Origin of the sequence: Olleya sp. Hel_I_94, assembly GCF_007827365.1 — a bacterium.
Lineage (GTDB): Bacteria > Bacteroidota > Bacteroidia > Flavobacteriales > Flavobacteriaceae > Olleya.
In genome coordinates this window covers 450746-466748 of record NZ_VISI01000002.1, presented here as the reverse complement: position 1 = coordinate 466748, position 16003 = coordinate 450746, and the positions used below count along the sequence as shown (strand labels likewise).

General features: G+C 30.9%; 16 protein-coding genes. 11 read left to right on the top strand and 5 right to left on the bottom strand.

Features of this window, described 5'->3' with window-relative positions:
- The first annotated feature begins 91 nt into the window (after positions 1–91).
- From JM82_RS05070 to JM82_RS05030, 9 genes are all read left to right on the top strand, one after another.
- On the top strand, positions 92–1585 hold the full coding sequence (locus tag JM82_RS05070; RefSeq protein ID WP_145001650.1) for a YfcC family protein: 1494 nt from the start codon (positions 92–94) through the stop codon (positions 1583–1585).
- A 126-nt stretch (positions 1586–1711) separates the two neighbouring features.
- Positions 1712–2311 carry a SatD family protein gene (locus JM82_RS05065; RefSeq protein WP_145001649.1) on the top strand — a complete coding sequence of 200 codons (600 nt, stop codon included), beginning with the start codon at positions 1712–1714 and terminating at the stop codon, positions 2309–2311.
- A complete protein-coding gene (locus JM82_RS05060) occupies positions 2308–3018 on the top strand; it encodes a DUF3307 domain-containing protein (protein ID WP_145001648.1) in 711 nt (236 codons plus the stop codon). Before JM82_RS05065 ends, JM82_RS05060 begins: the two co-directional genes overlap by 4 nt.
- Before the next feature lie 371 nt (positions 3019–3389).
- A complete protein-coding gene (locus JM82_RS05055; protein ID WP_145001647.1) occupies positions 3390–4430 on the top strand; it encodes a hypothetical protein in 1041 nt (346 codons plus the stop codon).
- A gap of 123 nt (positions 4431–4553) precedes the next feature.
- Positions 4554–5651 carry a YbjQ family protein gene (locus JM82_RS05050; RefSeq protein WP_145001646.1) on the top strand — a complete coding sequence of 366 codons (1098 nt, stop codon included), beginning with the start codon at positions 4554–4556 and terminating at the stop codon, positions 5649–5651.
- Positions 5652–5797: 146 nt separating this feature from the next.
- Positions 5798–6031 carry a hypothetical protein gene (locus tag JM82_RS05045; protein WP_099569299.1) on the top strand — a complete coding sequence of 78 codons (234 nt, stop codon included), beginning with the start codon at positions 5798–5800 and terminating at the stop codon, positions 6029–6031.
- A 26-nt stretch (positions 6032–6057) separates the two neighbouring features.
- Positions 6058–6432 (top strand): hypothetical protein, encoded by a 375-nt coding sequence (locus JM82_RS05040; RefSeq protein ID WP_145001645.1) that lies wholly within the window; start codon positions 6058–6060, stop codon positions 6430–6432.
- A gap of 18 nt (positions 6433–6450) precedes the next feature.
- On the top strand, positions 6451–6672 hold the full coding sequence (locus JM82_RS05035; RefSeq protein ID WP_145001644.1) for a hypothetical protein: 222 nt from the start codon (positions 6451–6453) through the stop codon (positions 6670–6672).
- A gap of 177 nt (positions 6673–6849) precedes the next feature.
- Positions 6850–9024, top strand: coding sequence for an endonuclease MutS2 (locus JM82_RS05030; RefSeq protein ID WP_145001643.1), 2175 nt, complete (start codon positions 6850–6852; stop codon positions 9022–9024).
- A 499-nt stretch (positions 9025–9523) separates the two neighbouring features.
- Here the strand turns inward: JM82_RS05030 and JM82_RS05025 are convergent, their stop codons facing one another.
- Positions 9524–9982: a DUF962 domain-containing protein gene (locus tag JM82_RS05025; protein ID WP_145001642.1), complete on the bottom strand. Its 459-nt coding sequence runs from the start codon at positions 9980–9982 to the stop codon at positions 9524–9526.
- Positions 9983–10022: 40 nt separating this feature from the next.
- On the opposite strand from JM82_RS05025, the gene JM82_RS05020 reads away from it, so the two are divergent.
- Positions 10023–10439, top strand: a complete 417-nt coding sequence (locus JM82_RS05020) for a thiol-disulfide oxidoreductase DCC family protein (protein ID WP_145001641.1) — start codon at positions 10023–10025, stop codon at positions 10437–10439.
- A gap of 282 nt (positions 10440–10721) precedes the next feature.
- On the opposite strand, the gene JM82_RS05015 is transcribed toward JM82_RS05020, so the two are convergent.
- From JM82_RS05015 to aroC, 4 genes are read right to left on the bottom strand one after another with little or no spacing between them, the layout of a single operon-like run.
- Positions 10722–11876 carry a sulfurtransferase gene (locus JM82_RS05015; protein ID WP_145001640.1) on the bottom strand — a complete coding sequence of 385 codons (1155 nt, stop codon included), beginning with the start codon at positions 11874–11876 and terminating at the stop codon, positions 10722–10724.
- Between the two features lie 54 nt (positions 11877–11930).
- The gene (locus tag JM82_RS05010) at positions 11931–13253 is read right to left on the bottom strand and encodes a dicarboxylate/amino acid:cation symporter (RefSeq protein ID WP_145001639.1); all 1323 of its coding nucleotides are present in this window, start codon (positions 13251–13253) and stop codon (positions 11931–11933) included.
- A gap of 37 nt (positions 13254–13290) precedes the next feature.
- Positions 13291–13869 (bottom strand): hypothetical protein, encoded by a 579-nt coding sequence (locus JM82_RS05005; RefSeq protein WP_145001638.1) that lies wholly within the window; start codon positions 13867–13869, stop codon positions 13291–13293.
- Between the two features lie 38 nt (positions 13870–13907).
- Positions 13908–14969, bottom strand: a complete 1062-nt coding sequence (aroC, locus tag JM82_RS05000; protein WP_145001637.1) for a chorismate synthase — start codon at positions 14967–14969, stop codon at positions 13908–13910.
- Positions 14970–15151: 182 nt separating this feature from the next.
- On the opposite strand from aroC, the gene JM82_RS04995 reads away from it, so the two are divergent.
- Complete coding sequence (locus JM82_RS04995; RefSeq protein WP_145001636.1) at positions 15152–15997, top strand: UDP-2,3-diacylglucosamine diphosphatase; 846 nt, start codon at positions 15152–15154, stop codon at positions 15995–15997.
- Positions 15998–16003: the final 6 nt, after the last annotated feature.

The window sequence follows — 16003 nt, the reverse complement described above, 5'->3', positions numbered from 1 at the left end:
ACCATTTAAAGCGTAACTTTTAGTAATCTTAAAAACTGTTTTAATTTATTTGAAATAGTGTTTGATTTTCAAAAAGTTGAATAAATAATACATGAAAACACTTAAATTTCCTTCTGCACAAACCATTTTACTAATTATTGCAGGATTAGTAACGCTATTAACTTGGTTAGTTCCTGCTGGTAAATACCAAACCTTGGGTTACGATAAAACATCTAATCAGTTTACTAGAGTTAGTACAGAGCAATCTGTTACCTTACCTGCTACTCAGGAAACGTTGGAGACTTTAAATATTAAAATTCCGTTAGAAAAATTTACAAATGGCGACATTTATAAACCTATTAATATTCCAAATACCTACCAACAGCTGGAAGCCAAACCACAAAGTTTTTACGACTTTGTAAAATCGCCAGTTAAGGGTATTATTGAGGCTTCAGACATTATTTTTCTAGTTTTAATTATTGGAGGATTAATTGGTATTATTAATAGTACAGGAGCTTTTGATGCTGGTATTGGATGGTTGGCAAATGCTTTAAAAGGTCGCGAGTTTATCCTTATTATATTAGTTACTGTTTTGGTAGCTGCTGGCGGAACAACGTTTGGTTTTGCTGAAGAGACTATCGCCTTCTTCCCTATTCTAATTCCTGTGTTTTTAGCAGCAAAATATGATGCTATGGTTGGTATTGCTTGTATCTTTTTAGGAAGCTCGATTGGTACCATGTGCTCAACAATTAATCCGTTTAGTACTATTATTGCTAGTGATTCGGCTGGAATTAGTTGGACCACAGGATTATGGATTCGTCTTTTTATGTTGTTTGCCTGTCTGACTATTGCTTTAATTTATATTATTAGATATGGTAAACGTGTCCAAAAAGATCCTACAAAATCTATTATTTATGACCAACAACAGCAAATTGCTGCCTTATTTACACAAAATAACTCAAAAACGGTAGCCTTTACTACTAGATTAAGATTATCCTTAATTGTATTTGCGCTTTGCTTTATAATCATGATTTATGGTGTTGTTGCTTTAGAGTGGTGGTTTGTGGAAATGACTTCTACTTTTTTAGTGGGATCTATCATAATTGGTATTATTGCTAAGATTAAAGAAACCGATTTTATAGACACCTTTGTAAAAGGTGCAGGAGATTTATTAGGTGTTGCCTTAATTATTGGTATTGCACGTGGTGTAACCGTTATTATGGCAGATGGCTTAATTAGTGACACCTTATTACATTATGCTAGCGGAATGACACAAGGTATGAATAAAGGTGTTTTTGCTAGTGCCTTAACTGCTATTTATGCAGGTTTATCCTTTTTTATACCTAGTAGTTCTGGTATGGCTGTACTAACTATGCCAATCATGTCACCTTTAGCGGATAGTGTTGGTATTGGTAGAGAGATTGTGGTTAATGCTTACCAATTTGGTATGGGATTATTTTATTTTATTAACCCAACAGGTTTAATTTTAGCCTCTTTAGCTGTGGTTAAAGTAGGATTTAATAAATGGCTAAAATTTATAATGCCATTATTTATCATCCTAATTATCTTTACTTTAGTAGTCATGACAGTGACTAGCTACATGTAATCGCTTTAATAATCAGATATAATTAATTATCTGTTTTAAAGCAGATATTTTAAATTATCGTATTATAAGCAGATATATTTGTATATCGTCTTAAAAACAGATATCTTTATAAAAAATAGTAGTACTATGATAGCAGTGTTAACAGGAGATATTATAAATTCTAGACAAGGTAATGTCTTGCAATGGTTGGATACTTTAAAAAAAACGCTTGATCAATATGGTCAAGAGCCACACGATTGGGAAATTTTTAGAGGAGACAGTTTTCAATTAATCACCACACCACAAGTTGCATTATTAGCTGCTATACATATAAAAGCAGCCATTAAAGAAAGTAAATTATACGATGTCAGAATCGCAATTGGTTTAGGACAGCAAACCCATAAGGCTAAAAAAATAGCCGAATCCAATGGTCCTGCTTACGTTAACTCTGGTTTAGCTTTTGAAAACCTAAAAAAGCAAACACTAGCCATAAACACAAATCAACCAGATTGGGACCAACCCTTAAACATTATGCTAAATCTAGCCTTATTAACCGCAAATAACTGGAGCAGCACAGTTGCCAATGTTATTGTAACGGTTTTGGAGCATCCTACAAAAAACCAAAAAGAAATAGCTACACTATTAGGCAAATCCCAAAGTAATATCAGCGAAGCCCTAAAACGTGGTGGCTATGATGAGGTCATGCAACTAAACACCTACTACCAACAACAATTACAAAAATTATGATGTTATTAGTCCTAAAATTAGTCCTAGCACACGCAATTGGCGATTTTGTCCTGCAACCAGACCAATGGGTAAAAGACAAAACCATAAAAAAGCACAAGTCCAAATACCTATATTTTCATGTGCTAATCCACGCCTTAGCATTACTAATTTTACTACAATTTAATGCCAACTATTGGATAGGAATAGTCAGCATAGTCGTCTCTCATTACATAATAGATGTCATCAAACTTAATCTAACCAAAAAAATAAACCCAAGACTACTATTTATATTAGATCAAATAGCACACCTAATAGTCATTGCAATAGTCGCATTAACTTACACGCAATACAGCTTTGACATCAACACATTATACTCTAAAAACGTTTTAGCATTACTACTATCCTTAATAGCTATAACTAGTATCGCATCCGTAATCATGCGCTTAGTCATGAGCAAATGGATCCTAGACGAGGACGATGCAAACGACTCTTTAGAAAAAGCAGGAAAATACATTGGTATACTAGAGCGATTATTTGTGTTTGGCTTTATAATCATCAATCAATGGAGTGCCATAGGACTATTAATAGCAGCAAAATCCGTGTTTAGGTTTGGCGATTTATCCAAAGCCAAAGACCGTAAATTAACCGAATATATTTTAATAGGTACACTACTTAGTTTTGGAATAGCCATAAGCGTTGGACTACTCTACAATTTTATAATAGCCTAAACACAAGTTAATAGTATAACGCTTTCGCGGAAATACTGCCATAAGCCACTTACCTACTACCGAAACTATAAAACCAGACCTAAACAGTTTACATTATAGCAACAGTTATAATCACTTTACAAAAAGCACAAACCCTTAGTTTGTGCTTTTAATGTTTATAACATTTAATATGATTACGGAATACCGTAAAAATACCACCAAAACTTAATCTAAATTTACAACACAACCGAAACTAAAAATACGTAGTTGTACGTATTGCAAGCTAAATTAGATACTTGTAGCTTCGTTTTAGTGATTATGAAACTATATGTGGTCTATTATAACTTAAGAAAGTTTACTGCATCAATTATTAAGAGATAAAAACAAACAAAATGAAAATATCGTTCATAATTGGAAATGGATTTAATTATCTAATTGAATCAATTATAACCCAAACCACAACAGAAAATATCCCTTCAAGTATTTCTACATCAAAAAGTGAAATTGGAAGCAAAATTCGTGAAATATCCTCTTTATGGAAAAAATTTGACTCTCTCTTTAATGAATTAAAAAATCATTATCAACATGTCAGTGATGAAGAATTAATAAAAATGATTTATGCAGTTTTAGACTTTTTTTCAAGTATACAATTATTTGAACAAATAATGGGAAAACAAAAAATAGACGAAATAAAAAAAACGTTTAACATCTTATTAATTGATAAGATTAGAGAAATAGCAGAAGAGTTTAGAATTCATGAAAATTCAGAAGGCTACAAAGATTTGAAACGATTTTTTCCAGATTTTGGAGATTCTTTTGAAAAACTTATAAATAATAACAACATTACAAATTGTGATATATATAATACTAACTACGATGGTATAATTGATGCTTTATTCACTAAAGGAGGTTCTCAACATGGTTTTATAGGTGTTGATGGTTTTGGATCAATTCCTGAACTTCCAAATTATTTAAAATTATATGATAAAAACTTAAAAAATAAAATTCGTAGATTTCATATACATGGCTCATATAAATTCGAAAAAAAACATGGAATTACATATAAAACCTCAAAAAACACACAAAATTTTGATCCTGTAATAATTTTTAACAATCCAAATCTTAAAGAAGAATTAATTAGTAGAGATTCTGTTCTAAGCCGATATTTTATTGAAATAAAAAAATCAATGGAAAATTCTGATAAATTAATAATTTTTGGAAATTCAATGAAATCAGAACCGCATCTTAAAAAGTTAATTAAACATTCATTTAACAAAAGTAGTAGAAAAATTTATGTGTGCTCGAGAAACCCTTCTCAAATAAAAAAAGAAATAGAAAAAAATTTCAATTTTGAAATTTTTGAAAAATCAACTAAAAATATTGATACAATTGAATCATTAATTGCATTTATCGAGGAAATAATAAAGCATTAGACAATTAATTCATAAAAATTTTAAGTCTAAAGTAAATGGTTTCACAAACTTATAATAATTAAAAACACCGAACAAATAATTCATTTCCTAAGCTTATTAAATATTAATTAAACCTAAAAAAACATGGCTAAACCAAAAGACATCATAGTGACTACAACCGCTTCAATTGTAGGAATGAAAGTAGTTAAACATATTCAACCAGTATCTGCACATATAGTCTTAGGAACAAATGTGTTTAGTGATTTTTTAGGTGGTTTAACAGATGTATTTGGTGGCAAATCTAGTTCTTATCAAAAAAGACTAAATTCAATTTATGAGGATGCTATAACAAAAATCAAATACTCTTGTTATGAAGTTGGTGGGAATTGTGTACTTGGCTTAAAAATTGATATTGATGAAATATCAGGTAAAGGCAAATCAATGTTTATGATTACAGCTATTGGTACTGCTGTTATATCCAAACATGAAAATGGTAACGAAATAAAACAAAAAACAATTGCTGAAAAAATTTCTGTGGATGAAATAAATGATTTAAGACAGAAGAATTTGATTATAAAAAAAGCTAAAGAAGATACTTTAAATTTTAATAATGATACTTGGCAGTTCATTACTTCTAATCAAATGATTGAAGTCTTCCCATTTTTGCTAACCAAATTATCTTATTTCCTGAATAGTAATTATCCTGAAAACAAGATCAATGAATTTACAGAAAAATTAAAAATTTATATTGACAATCTTTCAGATGAAAACAAACATAAAATTTTATATAATTTCATTTTAAAAAATGATGATAACACTACTATAAACGAAATTAAAACTATAATAAAAGAGTTGTTTCTCTTAGATTTTGATCTCACCATAGAACTTATACAAAATGAAAATATTTCAAAAAATAAAATTGGTTTAAGTATAGCTACTTTTGATAAATCTCATTATGATTATAACGATATTGAGGGTTTTAATCGTATAACAGAATCTATAAATAATTCATTTCCAAAACGAGGCACAAAATCCTTAAAAAAACAAATACTGTCATCTAAAGAAAAAGAAGTCTGGATTTGTGAATGTAGTAAAACTAACAACGCTACAAACGAATATTGTTCTAGTTGTGAGAATGATATTTATGGTTTTAAATCTTCCGAACTACAACCGAAACAAGTTATTGAATATATCGTAGAGAAAATTACTATAATTAATGAGTTAACAAAAGAAACTAATTAACTTAAAACTTTGCTAACTCCTACCCCAAATAACTAATAAACCTCTAAACAAGTATCAATTTAAATTTACTTAATTTAGCTACCTAACCAATTCAAGTTACCGTAAGCTAACCAAAAGCGCTATAATTTGCTCAATACAACAACCCAATGATTATAGATCAAGAACAAATATTTAAAGACGTACTTTCTAAATTAGAAGGTAAAATTAACGAACAAAGTTTTTTTAATAAGTTCTTGGAGTTATACCCAGAAGTTTGGAAAAAACACAAAACAAACTATTCAAAATTTAACCGAAGTAAACAATTTGGACAAACCATTCCGTTACCAAAACCTGAAGTTTCTTTACGTAAAGCCATTAGATTGTGGTTACAAAAACAGTAAACAGTTAAAACCCAATTTCACTTAATATGCAAAAAATAATTTTTATAGTATTGTTTCAAATAACAACCAATTGTTTTAGTCAAGAGTTAAACTGTTCAGCATTTAAAAACGGAACATTTACTTACACAGATCCAGATTACGCAGACTTACTAACTATCAGGACAGACTCGATACAAATAGATACTTACCCAAAACTAAATTTAGAAATGACAAGCACTGTGACTTGGCTTTCGGATTGTAAATACCAAATGGTTTATACTAAAGTTAACGATCCTAAAATGCAACCTATTATTGGTGTTAAATATGTTATTGAAATCATTGAGATTAACGACAATAAAATTATATGTCAAACTGACTCTGGAGACGTTATAATAAAACAAGAAATGATTAAGTTAAAATAGTGACCTGAAATAGCCAAAATGACCAAAAAAAATATCCTTCAAAATCCGACAAAAACTAACCTGATAGTATTTACTTTATTATGGATGGTATCTGTAATTTTAATTACTTTAAGTGTAACAGACTTATTTACAGAAAGTGTTTTTCAAAAAAGATATATTCCTGTTTTTATTATAGGTTTAGCGTCATCTAGAATGGTAGCTAAACTGTATTATAATTATTTTAAAAATAAAAAGAACTAACCAATCGCAAGTTAAAGTGTTTCTTGTACTAGATATTTATTAATCAAATCTTAAAATGATAAACAACTATTTAAACTATAATTTAAAATCCCAACGCAATTCCGTAAATTTGTAATGCTAAAAAAAGAATAATTAACGCTTATTACCAGTTTTTCGTTGTCACGAAAAATAATATAGATGATAAACATTCACGAAAAGACATTACAAGATTTAGAGTTTTCTACCGTTTTAAAGCAAGTAAGCGAGTATTGCGTTACTGCTTTAGGTAACCAAAAAGCACTAAGTATTTTACCATATAAAGACAAAGAAACGCTACTTAACGCATTACAGTTAACTAACGAGTATCTATCGTCTTACTATAATGATAATCGCATTCCAAATCATGGTTTTGACACCATTACTAAAGAGCTGCAATTATTAAAAATAGAAAATACCTATTTAGAAACCCATAGTCTTAAAAAACTAATTTCTATATCCTTAACCGCTAACGATATTGTCAAATTTTTAAAAAAGTTTGACACCTATTATCCAGGTTTACAACAATTTAGCACACAAATTGAAGTCACCACTGCTATAATTGAAAAGGTGGATAGCGTTGTGGATCGTTTTGGAGACGTAAAGGATAACGCTTCGGCTTTATTACAAAACATTAGACAACAAATAAATAAGTTAAAAGGTAAAATTAACTCTAGCTTTACCTCTGCTTTAAACCAATATCACAATCTAGAATATCTAGATGATATTAGAGAGTCTGTGGTGGACAACAAACGCGTACTAGCAGTAAAAGCTATGTATAGACGTAAAGTTAAAGGTGCCATTATGGGTGGAAGTAAAACAGGAAGTATTGTTTATATTGAGCCTGAAACCACGTTACAACACACCAGAGAACTTAATAATTTAGAATACGAAGAAAGCGAAGAAGTCGTGCGTATCCTAAAAGAAGTGACCAATTACATTCGTCATTACTTACCGTTATTAGAGTTATATCAAACCTTTTTAACCGAAATGGATGTGATTTCCGCGAAAGCGAAATATGCTAAATCCATGAACGCTATTTTACCAGAAATTAGCGAAGACAGAGCGTTATACTTGCGTGATGCCTACCATCCACTACTCTATTTAAACAATTTAGAGAAAAAAGAAAAAACGTTTCCGCAAACCATTGGACTTAAAGAAGACAGTCGCATTATTGTGATTTCGGGTCCAAATGCTGGAGGTAAATCCATTACATTAAAAACCGTTGGTTTACTGCAAGTCATGTTGCAATCCGGTTTTTTAATTCCTGTGCATGAGCGTAGCAAAGCCTTTTTATTTGATCGTATTGTTAGCGATATTGGAGATAATCAATCCATCGAGAATCATTTAAGTACCTATAGCTACCGTTTAAAACAGATGAATTATTTCTTGAAGAAAATTAACAAGAATACGCTGTTTTTAATTGACGAATTTGGTACTGGATCTGATCCAGAATTAGGAGGTGCTTTAGCTGAAACTTTTTTGGAAGAATTTTATGCTAGAAAAGCCTACGGAATTATTACCACACATTACGCTAACCTAAAAATGTTGGCTAATGAAAAGGAAGAAATGATAAACGCTAACATGATGTTTGACGAGCGTACCTTGGAACCAATGTACAAATTAGCATTAGGTCAAGCAGGTAGTAGTTTTACGTTTGAAGTCGCACAAAAAAATGGAATTCCGTATAGCTTAATTAATCGTTCTAAAAAGAAAATTGAACGCAGTAAAGTCCGCTTTGATGCAACGATAGCTAAGCTGCAAAAACAACGTGCTAAGCTTGAAAAAACAAGCGAATCGCTAAAGGTTAATGAAAAGAAAAAACAATCTGAAGCTGATAAATTAGAAGAAATCAATGCTAAAGTTCAGAAAAAACTAGAAAACTATCAAGAGTTATATGACAGCAATCAACGACTGATTTATTTAGGTCAGAAAATGAATGATATTGCAGAGAAATTTTTTAACGATAAGAAGAAAAAAGAGTTAATGTCAGAGTTATTTAGATTAGTACAAATTGAAAACTCTAAACGAAAAAAAATAACTGCAAAACAAGCTAAAGCCGAAAAAGCTAAAGAGAAACAAGTTAAACAGGAAGCCGAAAAAACAGTAGAAGTCATCCGTAAAAAGAAGAAAGACGCTAAAGAAAAAGAAAAAAACAAACCTGTAGCACCAAAAGCAATCTTAAAAGTTGGTGATCGCGTTAGGATGAATGATGGTCGCGCTGTTGGTACTATTGATAAGTTTGAAAAAGGCAAAGCAATTGTGAACTATGGTATGTTTACCACTAACGTCAATGTTGATGTATTAGAGCTTGTTGAGGCTGTTAAAAAGAAATAATAGTATTATAACAATACACCACATCGTCACTTCAAGTGATTTGTGAGGCACGAGCAAATTGTATCGAGAAGCATAAAAAACTATAAAGTAAAAGTTCTCGATACACTTCTCCTATGTCGAAGCACTCGAACTGACGTATTGTGATTACTCTAAATTAGAATGTAATTTGCTTATCTAATTAACTTACAACTCAAAAAGCCATATCGTCACTTCGAGTGATTTGTGAGGAACGAGCAAATTGTATCGAGAAGCATATAAAATTAATAAAAGTAAAAGTTCTCGATACACTCCTCCTACGTCGAACCACTCGAACTGACATGATGCGATTACTCAAATACTGCTAAGTACAACTAAAAACACACATCGTCACTTCGAGTGATTTGTGAGGCACGAGCAAATTGTATCGAGAAGTACATTAAAATAATAAAAGTAAAAGTTCTAGATATACTCCTCCTACGTCGAAGCACTCGAACTCATGTGTTGTGATTACTTAAATATACTACTTACCAAATAGTTTGTACATAACCCAAGCTGGTCCAACTAATAAAAACTGTAAATCATCAATAAAACTAGGTTTTTGACCTTCTACCTTATGACCATAAAATTGACCAATCCAAGCTATAATAAATAACGCTAAAGAGAAGTAAACTAAAGGAACATATTGCGCAATAACATAATTATGTACAAGACAAAAAGCCGAAAACAACAACATTTGTATTCCAACCTTTACAGACAGTCTAAAATAAAATAACACCAAGGTTATAACTAATAAAACAAATGCCCAATTAGCAATGATAGGATGCGGTAAAATATTATTTAAAAATCCACTAGGTATAGACATAAACAAACCAACAACACTAAAAAATATAGCTGGCACACATATAAAATGTATAGAAATGTTTGTCGGATTTTGATGACTGACAGCATAACTATCAAACCATTGTTGTAAAGTTCTCATATAATTGATTTTTGTAAATATATTAATTTATTTTTGTGATATGCAAAATTTACCAAACGACAAATCGCTTATTCTTTTTGATGGTGTATGCAACCTTTGCAACACATCAATACAATTTGTTATAAAACACGATACAAAAAACAAGTATCTATTTGCTCCTTTACAAAGTAATATTGGTCAGTCCATTATCCAGAAATATAACTTGGATACAAGCAAAACAGACTCTATATTACTCTATTCCAATACTAAAGGCTTAAAGGTTAAATCTACTGCTGCTTTAGTAATAGCCACACACTTGGGATTTCCGATAAATATGTTAGGTGTTTTTTTTATAGTGCCTACATTTATTAGAAATTGGGTGTACGACTTTGTAGCTAAAAACCGTTATAGATGGTATGGCAAAAAAGAAGCTTGTATGATTCCTACTCCAGAATTAAAAGCTAAATTTTTAAATTAATAAGCTTTGACTCATCCAAAGTTATACTTCCCTCATTAAAAACACCTGTTTACTCAATTACAATTTTATAACACTAGCTAGTCTCTTAACTTTGAGTATGAGGTTGGTTATAGCCTCAAAACAGTTATGTTAACTCAAGCCTAACTTCTGTTAGTTAGGAATAGATTGCGTTTTAGTTTAAGGAATGTCTAACCTTAAATTAGCATAGTATTATACTTAGGACAAAAAAACTGTTTTGAGGCTTTTTAATTTTACCCTAAATCTTAATCAAAAGTTGCTAAACTAAGCTTTTAGTATTTTTTTTAATAAATTATAAGCAGCTTTCTCCATTTGATCCATTTCACCATCTGCAAAAGCCATAAGTTTTATATCTGCAAATAGATCTGCAAAATCATTGCGATAATAATCATGAGTTTTAACTGCTTCAATTATATTTTGAATACTTTGATAGTCGTTATCTTCTTCAAATTTTTCGTGTACACGATTATAAACGTCTTTATTAACTCTAGAAAGAATATAATTTTTTTCTTTTTTAGTTTCGTCTAAATCTGAATGTGCTATAAATATTAAAATATAGGCTAACAATTCGTCCTTAGTCCATGTATTAGGTTGTTTCATTATTGAAGATTTTAAAGTTCCGTATTCTGTCCACGATCCATCGTAAACACTATTATTATAACCTATAATTGTTGCTGCTAAGCTTAAAACAGATGCTGTAATACCAGAGCCACAACTAAATACTATGTGTTGATTCTGCTTTAAAATAGTTTCAAAAATCAGACGCAACTCATCTATAGACTTAAGCTTGTAACCCTCTAAAATAGCATCGTGCGGTAAATTTATCGAGTTTGGTATTGTGCCAGATCGTAAACCTGCTCTAGGTTCTTTTACTTTACTAGTAAATCTATCATTAGATCTAGCATCAATAATTGTAAAATCTGGATCTTTACTAATAGCTTCAATCGACTCAAAGTATACTACATTATTTGGGTTGTATTTAGCTGTAAAATTGCCAGATTTAAAATCTGTTTTATATTTATGTTCTGTAACATAACCGCTAGCTTCCCATTCTGGCAAACCACCATCTAAAACCGCTACATTATTATGTCCAAACGTTTTAAAAAGCCACCAAGCTCTTGGACTAGAATAGATGCCTAAAGCGTCATAAACCACAATAAAACTAGTATTATTAATTCCAAGTTTTTGGGCTTCTGTTTCAAATTGTATCTCTGAGGGTATTGTATTAGGAAATGTTGCGTTAACATCACTAAAAGCGTTTTTTATATCAAAAAAACGGGCTTTTGGAATATACTTTTGATTCGGTTTTAAAGACTGACTTCCTACTTTTGGTATAGACGCATCCAATACGATTAGCTGGTCATGATTAATGTTAGCCTTCAACCAATCTACCGAAACAATAGTATCAAATCCATCCATAATTACTTTTTTATTTATATGTATTAAACCATTAAACGTATTAAAATTAGTAGTTTATTTTACATTTTCATAATTATCATCCCATTCTTTAGCCTTAGGATTATCATGTAATTTACCTAAGGACTTAGCTACTAACATAGATACAGTCGCATCTCCTGTTACATTAACTACCGTTCTGCACATATCTAATGGTCTGTCAACCGCAAAAATTAAAGCTAACCCAATAGGTAGTAATTCTGCAGGAAATCCGATAGCTTCTAATACAATGACTAACATAACCATACCAGCACTTGGTACTGCAGCACTACCAATAGAAGCTAATAAAGCGGTACCTACAATAACTAATTGATTTGTAAAAGTTAGTCCTTCAGGCCAAATAACTTGCATAATAAATACAGCAGCAATACCTTGGTATAAACTTGTACCATCCATATTAACCGTTGCTCCTACTGGTAAAACAAATCCTGCGACTTCTTTATCAACACCTAAATGCTCCTCTACACGCTCCATAGTTACAGGTAATGTAGCAGCACTACTTGATGTAGAAAATGCTAATAATTGCGCTGGACTAAATTGTTTTAAAAACCATAAAGGTGATTTTTTAGTAACTACTTTGACTAGCATTAGGTAGAAGCAAATCATTAAAAATAAACCAAATACTACGCATGCAGCATAACCCAATAGTTTAACCAATATGGTGGTATCATCAAATGCGATAATTACATTTGCCATTAGTGCAAATACTGCATAAGGAGCAAACAACATAATTAAATCTACCATTTTCATAACCACTTCATTTAAAGAATCAAAGAAATCAATTAATGGTTTGGCTTTTTTCTCCGGAATTAATAGTAAGCATATACCCACAAATAAAGCAAAGAATATAACTTGTAACATCGCTGGCTCTGCAAACGAATTAAATATATTACTAGGAAAAATATCTACTAATGGTTGTAATGGACCAGCTTCTTTAGTCACTTTGGCTTTGCCTATCATAACATCTGCATTACCTTGGTATGCTGTTTTGATGTTCTCGATTGTGTCTTGAGGCATTCCTTCGCCTGGCTTAATAATATTAACTATACTTAAACCAATAACTATAGCTATAACAGTTGTCCCAATATAAATACCTATGGTACGTAAGCCCATAGATTTAATTTTAGAAATATCTTTTAGGTCAGAAATTCCTTTTATTAGTGACGCTAATATTAACGGAACAGCAATCAATTTTAATAAATTAATAAAAATAGTTCCAAAAGGTGCTATCCAATCTCCAACAAAACCTCTACCTCCATCAACGCTATTCATTAAAAATCCAAAAATGATACCTAATATCATTCCTATTATAATTTTCCAGTGTAATGCAAGTTTTTTCATATCTTTTGGTAGTTGTTCCTTTTAAAAAGTACTTTTTTTAAGTTATTAAATTAGCTTTTCTTCCTATTGTTTTATGTCTCCAAACTTCGTAAAGATGACACGTTGTATGTTCTTGATTTGGATTGTTTAATGGTAATTGTGTTTGTATTGTTTTTGCTTTATCATAGTCCGTTATTAAACCATAATCATTTAAATCTGAAGGTAAAAATGTAGCATCAAAACCTCCTGCATTTGATAAAGCACTAGTATCTCCTGTAACGTCAATTAAGTCATAGCCTACAAAATCAAAATGTGTTGTTAAGTTCGCTTTTTCACTATTAGGTTGTTTGACTATTGCTAACAAATTAAAATAATGCAACTCTTTTACTTTTTCAAGCACATAGTTTAAATCATTAAAATAAAACATGACCATGCCATGATGTGTAATAATATGATCCCAATCCTTTACCGAATCTAAATCAGGCATAAAAGACAACCTATTTAAGTTACCATCTAAAGATACTAATTCTGTTAGATGTGTCAAATCAGAATAAGCCATAAAATCTACCCAACTAAATCCCGTTTTACTTTCGGGATCAAAGGTATTTAAAGCAGTATAATAAATTTGAGGGTCCATTTAAATATTATAAACTAAGTTATTAGACTTTATTTTATTTAAGAATACGTCTTATTGATCAATAAATAATCCGCTAATACTAAAGCTGCCATAGCTTCCACAATAGGTACAGCTCTTGGTACCACACAAGGATCATGTCTTCCTTTTCCTTGCATTTCTACTATTTCACCATCTCTATTAATGGTTTCATATTTTTGTATTAAAGTAGCCACAGGTTTAAATGCAACTCTAAAATAAATATCCATTCCGTTACTAATACCACCTTGTATACCTCCAGATAGGTTAGTTTTTGTACTTCCGTCAATATTAAATAAGTCATTATGCTCGCTACCTTTCATTTTAGCACCACAAAATCCACTACCAAATTCAAAACCTTTAACAGCATTAATGGATAACATTGCTTTACCTAATTCGGCATGCAGTTTATCAAAAACAGGTTCGCCTAAACCTATTGGTACATTTTGAAGCACACAAGTTACTGTACCTCCAATGGTATCACCTTCTTTACGGATTTGTTTAATACGTGTAATCATTTTTTCAGCTATAGCTGAATCTGGACAACGCACAGCATTGCTTTCAATTTTAGTGAAATCTAAATCTTGATACGGTTTGTCTATAAATATGTCTCCAACTGAAGACGTAAAAGCATTAATTTTTACATTTTTTAAAACTTGCTTAGCAATTGCGCCTGCAACGACACGACTAGCAGTTTCTCTGGCAGAACTACGACCTCCTCCTCTATAATCTCTTAAACCATATTTTTTTTCGTAGACATAATCTGCGTGACTTGGCCTATAACTATCTTTGATGTGTGAATAGTCATGAGATTTTTGATTAGAATTTTCGATAATAAATCCAATTGGCGTACCTGTTGTAACGCCTTCAAAAATTCCTGACAAAAATTTAACTTCATCTGGCTCTTTACGCTGAGTTACAATAGCAGACTGACCTGGTTTACGTCTATTCATTTCCATTTGGATAGCCTCCAAATCTATTTCAATTCCTGGAGGACATCCATCAATAATTCCTCCAATAGCTACACCATGAGATTCTCCAAAAGTGGTGAGTTTAAATAAGTTTCCGAAGCTATTACCTGCCATAAATAATTTAATTTACGCTAATGTAATCATAAATAATAGTCAAACAAAACCAATATAATTTCAACTTATAAAAATTGGTAATGATATCTTAACAATTAGCTTATAATTAGATAATTATGCAATAATGTTAGATTAACACTACAATTTGATATTTGCATTAGTAATCAAGAAAGTAAACCGTATTGAAATTAAAAAGAAAAGTTGAAGTTGTAGTCATATCAGATGTCCATTTAGGTACTTATGGTTGTCATGCTAAACAATTGTTGACTTACTTAAGTAGCGTTGATCCTAAACATTTAATACTAAATGGTGATATTATAGATATCTGGCAGTTTAGCAAACGTTATTTTCCTAAATCACACATGCAAGTTATAAAAAAGATAGTCTCTTTAGCTGCAAAAGGTACCAAAGTGACTTATATAACTGGTAATCATGATGAAATGCTGAGAAAATTTACAGACTCAGAGATTGGAAATATATCCATTGTAAACAAATTGGTACTAGAATTAGACGGTAAAAAAGCATGGTTTTTTCATGGTGATGTTTTTGATGCGTCCATACAAAGTGCCAAATGGTTAGCTAAATTAGGCGCTTACGGTTATGACCTTTTAATATTAATTAATAAAGTCTTTAATTGGATATTGGTAACTTTAGGTAAAGAACGTTATTCGTTATCTAAAAAAATAAAAAGTAGTGTCAAAGGTGCTGTACGCTTTATTAGTAATTTTGAAAAAACAGCGACAGACTTAGCCATAGAAAATGGGTATGATTACGTTATTTGTGGTCATATCCACCAACCAAAAAATGAAATAGTTGAAACTAAAAAAGGCACCACAAACTATTTAAACTCTGGAGATTGGGTAGAAAATTTTACAGCTTTGGAGTATCAATTTAAACGTTGGAAATTATATAGATATAGTGAGGATAAATTATCTGCTTTTTTTGCTGATGAAGACATTAAAGAGATGTCAGAGCAAGAATTGATTGCAGCTATAACTATTATGAAGCCTTTTAAAACATCTAAATAAGCGTTA

What these genes read in the sequence shown, in the direction of transcription:
- JM82_RS05070 (WP_145001650.1), top strand. Translation starts at nt 92, where the DNA reads ATGAAAACACTTAAATTTCCTTCTGCACAAACCATTTTACTAATTATT.
- JM82_RS05065 (WP_145001649.1), top strand. Translation starts at nt 1,712, where the DNA reads ATGATAGCAGTGTTAACAGGAGATATTATAAATTCTAGACAAGGTAAT.
- JM82_RS05060 (WP_145001648.1), top strand. Translation starts at nt 2,308, where the DNA reads ATGATGTTATTAGTCCTAAAATTAGTCCTAGCACACGCAATTGGCGAT.
- JM82_RS05055 (WP_145001647.1), top strand. Translation starts at nt 3,390, where the DNA reads ATGAAAATATCGTTCATAATTGGAAATGGATTTAATTATCTAATTGAA.
- JM82_RS05050 (WP_145001646.1), top strand. Translation starts at nt 4,554, where the DNA reads ATGGCTAAACCAAAAGACATCATAGTGACTACAACCGCTTCAATTGTA.
- JM82_RS05045 (WP_099569299.1), top strand. Translation starts at nt 5,798, where the DNA reads ATGATTATAGATCAAGAACAAATATTTAAAGACGTACTTTCTAAATTA.
- JM82_RS05040 (WP_145001645.1), top strand. Translation starts at nt 6,058, where the DNA reads ATGCAAAAAATAATTTTTATAGTATTGTTTCAAATAACAACCAATTGT.
- JM82_RS05035 (WP_145001644.1), top strand. Translation starts at nt 6,451, where the DNA reads ATGACCAAAAAAAATATCCTTCAAAATCCGACAAAAACTAACCTGATA.
- JM82_RS05030 (WP_145001643.1), top strand. Translation starts at nt 6,850, where the DNA reads ATGATAAACATTCACGAAAAGACATTACAAGATTTAGAGTTTTCTACC.
- JM82_RS05025 (WP_145001642.1), bottom strand. Translation starts at nt 9,982, where the DNA reads ATGAGAACTTTACAACAATGGTTTGATAGTTATGCTGTCAGTCATCAA.
- JM82_RS05020 (WP_145001641.1), top strand. Translation starts at nt 10,023, where the DNA reads ATGCAAAATTTACCAAACGACAAATCGCTTATTCTTTTTGATGGTGTA.
- JM82_RS05015 (WP_145001640.1), bottom strand. Translation starts at nt 11,876, where the DNA reads ATGGATGGATTTGATACTATTGTTTCGGTAGATTGGTTGAAGGCTAAC.
- JM82_RS05010 (WP_145001639.1), bottom strand. Translation starts at nt 13,253, where the DNA reads ATGAAAAAACTTGCATTACACTGGAAAATTATAATAGGAATGATATTA.
- JM82_RS05005 (WP_145001638.1), bottom strand. Translation starts at nt 13,869, where the DNA reads ATGGACCCTCAAATTTATTATACTGCTTTAAATACCTTTGATCCCGAA.
- aroC (WP_145001637.1), bottom strand. Translation starts at nt 14,969, where the DNA reads ATGGCAGGTAATAGCTTCGGAAACTTATTTAAACTCACCACTTTTGGA.